General features: G+C 71.6%; 4 protein-coding genes. 2 read left to right on the top strand and 2 right to left on the bottom strand.

What is annotated here, in order from left to right; genetic code table 11:
* Together QM624_RS07100 and QM624_RS07105 are read left to right on the top strand one after the other, a co-directional pair.
* A partial coding sequence (locus tag QM624_RS07100) for a sensor histidine kinase (RefSeq protein WP_415090203.1) occupies positions 1-428 on the top strand: 428 nt, incomplete at its 5' end.
* On the top strand, positions 425-1,093 hold the full coding sequence (locus QM624_RS07105; protein ID WP_415090205.1) for a response regulator: 669 nt from the start codon (positions 425-427) through the stop codon (positions 1,091-1,093). The genes QM624_RS07100 and QM624_RS07105, both read left to right, overlap by 4 nt.
* Positions 1,094-1,111: 18 nt before the next feature.
* Here the strand turns inward: QM624_RS07105 and QM624_RS07110 are convergent, their stop codons facing one another.
* Both QM624_RS07110 and groL read right to left on the bottom strand, forming a co-directional pair.
* Positions 1,112-2,359 carry a cytochrome P450 gene (locus QM624_RS07110; RefSeq protein WP_415090207.1) on the bottom strand — a complete coding sequence of 416 codons (1,248 nt, stop codon included), beginning with the start codon at positions 2,357-2,359 and terminating at the stop codon, positions 1,112-1,114.
* 96 nt (positions 2,360-2,455) lie between these two features.
* Positions 2,456-3,803 (bottom strand): chaperonin GroEL (gene groL / locus QM624_RS07115; protein ID WP_415090210.1); only part of this gene is annotated, 1,348 nt, incomplete at its 5' end.

Below are 3,803 nucleotides of genomic sequence, written 5' to 3' on the forward strand. Positions count from 1 at the left end.
CCCTGCGCGCCCCGGCGGACGCCCTCGAGCCGTGGCCGCCGGAGCGGTTCGAGATCGCCGTGGACGACCTGCTGGACGCACACCGAAGCCTGGGCGGCACGGTCGAGCTGACCCGCTCGGGCACGCCGGTCACGTTGAGCGGCGAGCAGGCGAATGCGCTGCAACGCGCGCTGCAGGAAGCGCTGAGCAACGCCCGCCGGCATGCTCCGGGTGCCCCGGTCACGGCGACCCTGGCGTGGCACGATGACCGGGTGCAGCTCAGCGTCCGCAACCCGCTGGCGAGCGCTCGCCCGGCGGGTGCACCCGGTGGTGGCTATGGCCTCATCGGCATGCGGGAACGGTTCGAGAGCTTGCCCCGCGGCGGTTCGGCGACCGTGCAGGACGCCGACGGCTGGTTCACCCTCCGGGCCGAAGCAGGGCTGCGATGAGCGACGACACTGCTCCGATCCGGGTGCTGGTCGCCGACGACCAGGCGATCATCCGCGACGGGCTGGCCACCGTGCTCGGGCTGCTGCCCGACATCGAGGTGGTCGGCACCGCCGCGGACGGCGCCGAAGCCGTCCGGCTGGCCGTCCTGGAGCACCCGGACGTGGTGCTGATGGACCTGCGGATGCCGGTACTGGACGGCGTCGCCGCCAGCGCCCGGCTGCGCGTCGACGTCCCGGACGCCGCCGTGCTGGTGCTCACCACCTATGCCGATGACGAGTCGATCCTGGCCGCGTTGCGGGCCGGCGCCACCGGCTATCTGACCAAAGACGCAGGACGCTCCGAGCTGGCCGCCGCCGTCCGCTCGGTGGCGCGCGGTCAGGCCACCTTCGCCGCCGAGGTGGGTGCCACTGTGATCGCGGCCGCCACCACGTCGACACCGGACGAGCCCGTGACGCCCGCCGACACCCTGGCGTCACGCTTCCCGGCGCTGACCCGGCGCGAAGCCGAGGTGCTGGCGCTGATCGTGGACGGCCTCGGCAACGCCGAGATCGCTGGCCGGCTGTTCGTCGGCGTGACCACCGTGAAGACCCACATCAACGCCATCTTCGCCAAGCTTGGCGTCCGGACCCGCGCCGAAGCGATCGCCCGGGCCACGCAGGGCTGACCCCGTGCGCCGGATCCGTCACGCCGCCGTGATCAGCAACCGCCGGTAGGCCGGGATCAGGACGCCACGCGCCCGCGTCCGCTCGACCACCCGCCACGGCCCGGCGTCCAGGAACGAGCCGAGCACCAGCCGCAGCTCGGCCTTGGCCAGGGACGAGCCGAGACACAGATGGCGACCGGCACCGAACCAGAGTTGCCGGGTCTCCGGCAGGTAGCCGCGGTCCAGCGAGAAGCCGCCCGCTCCGCTGTTGGCCGCGTAGACCAACGCCACCACCCGGTCGCCGGCCCGCAGCCGGCGTCCGTCCACGTCGAAGTCGGCGCGGACGTGCCGTCCGATCATCGGGGCCGGGCTGGTCACCCGCAGCCCCTCGCGGATGGCGATCTCCAACAGCTCGGCCCGGTCGGCTCCCGTGGCTGCGGCCAGCCGTCGCACCTGGCCGCTGTCGGCCAGCAGCGCGGTGGTGCGTCCGATCGCGCTGGAGGCGGTGCCGGTACCGGCCACCAGCATCAGCGTGGCCAGGCCGGTGGCCTCGGTTTCGGACAGGCCCAGTTCACGGCAGCGGCCGAGCAGGGTCGCCGGTCCGGCGTTGCGGTAGTTCTGCGGAACGTCAGCGGTCAGTTCGGCGATGATCCGCCGGGCGTGGGCGATCGCCGACGGGCTCAGCCGGGTGTCGCCGGTGGTTCCGACCGCGACCTTGGTCAGCTCCTCGGCCTGGGCCAAGATCGCCCGGTAGGCGCCGTTGCCGTCGAAGTCGAGACCGGACGCGGCAGCGCGGTCGCGGAACGGGGTCACGTCCAGCCCGAGAAGCTGGGAGATCAGCCGTCCGACCATGATCCGGCCGACGTCGGCGGCGTCGACCGCCTCGCCGGCGCGGAGCCGTTCGGTGACGCCGGCGAGCAGATCACCCGCCGCCGCTGCCACGGTGGCTTCGGCTCGCGCCTGGCTGAACAGGTCCTTCGCCCGGGTCCGCAGCCGCAGATGGCCGGGGCCGTCGAACGAGTCATGGACCCAGTCCCCCAGCAGCTGTGCCCACAGATGTCCGACCCCGCCCTCGCCGAGCAGGGTGGTCGAGGAGTGGTCGAGCAGGATCTTCCGGATCAGCCGGGGATCGCGGACCACCCAGCCGATCCGTGGCAGCTTCGCCATCGCGGGCGCCAGCTGCGCGGCGGTCATCAACGCCCCGAGACCGGGATGCGCCGCCCAGAGCAGCCGCCGCTCGTTCCACGCCGCAGTGAGGCCGGCGCGCCCCGGCACAGCGAATGACATGAGGTCACGGTACGGGGACGAGGTGGCGGGAAACGCAGATTCCCCCGCACCGGCGAACCGGTGCGGGGGAATCGTACGAATCAGCCGAAGCTGGGCTCAGTGCTTGTGCCCGTCTTCGTCGTCCTCTTCGGGCTTCTCCACCACCAGGGTCTCGGTGGTGAGCAGCAGGGCGGCGATCGAAGCGGCGTTGGCCAGCGCGGAGCGGGTGACCTTGACCGGGTCGATCACGCCGGCCGCCAGCAGGTCGCCGTACTCGCCGGTGGCGGCGTTGTAGCCGTGACCGGGCTCGAGCTCGGACACCTTGGAGACGATCACGTAACCCGGCTCACCGCCGTTCTCGGCGATCCAGCGCAGTGGCTCGACGACCGCCTTCGCCACGATCTGGACGCCGGTGGCTTCGTCACCGGACTTGCCCAGGCCGCCGGAGAGCACCTTCGCGGCATGGACGAGGGCCGAGCCGCCACCGGCGACGATGCCCTCCTCGATGGCCGCACGAGTGGCCGAAACGGCGTCCTCGATGCGGTGCTTCTTCTCCTTGAGCTCCACCTCGGTGGCCGCGCCGACCTTGATCACGCAGACGCCGCCGGCGAGCTTGGCAACCCGCTCCTGCAGCTTCTCGCGGTCCCAGTCGGAGTCGGTGCGGGCGATCTCGGCGTGCAGCTGAGCAACCCGGCCGGCGACCTCTTCGGAGGAACCGGCACCGTCGACGATGGTGGTGTTGTCCTTGGTGACCACGACGCGCCGGGCCCGGCCCAGCACGTCGAGGCCGACCTGGTCGAGCTTGAGCCCGACCTCGGGAGCGATCACCTTGCCGCCGGTGAGGATCGCGATGTCCTCGAGCATGGCCTTGCGGCGATCGCCGAAGGCCGGGGCCTTGACGGCCACCGAGGTGAAGGTGCCGCGGATCTTGTTGACCACCAGGGTGGACAGCGCCTCACCGTCGACGTCCTCAGCCACCACGAACAGGGTGCCGCCGGCGCCGATGACCTTCTCCAGCAGCGGGAGCAGGTCGTTCATCGAGGAGATCTTGCCCTGGTTGATCAGGATGTAGGGATCCTCGAGGACGGCCTCCATCCGCTCCGGGTCGGTCACGAAGTACGGGGACAGGTAGCCCTTGTCGAACTGCATGCCCTCGGTGAACTCGAGTTCGGTGCCGAAGGTCTGCGACTCGTCGACGGTGATCACGCCGTCCTTGCCGACCTTGTCGAAGGCGTCGGCGATGAGCCGGCCGATCTCGGCGTCGCGCGCCGAGATGGTGGCCACGTTGGCCATGTCGTCGGTGTCGGCGACCTCACGGGCCAGCTCACGCAGACGATCGCTGACGGCCTCGACGGCCGCCTCGATGCCACGCTTCAGGCCGACCGGGTTGGCCCCGGACGCGACCGCGCGCAGGCCCTCGTGGACCAGCGCCTGGGCCAGCACGGTGGCGGTGGTGGTGCCGTCA

The sequence above is a fragment of the Micropruina sp. genome (assembly GCF_047606365.1).
GTDB lineage: Bacteria > Actinomycetota > Actinomycetes > Propionibacteriales > Propionibacteriaceae > Micropruina.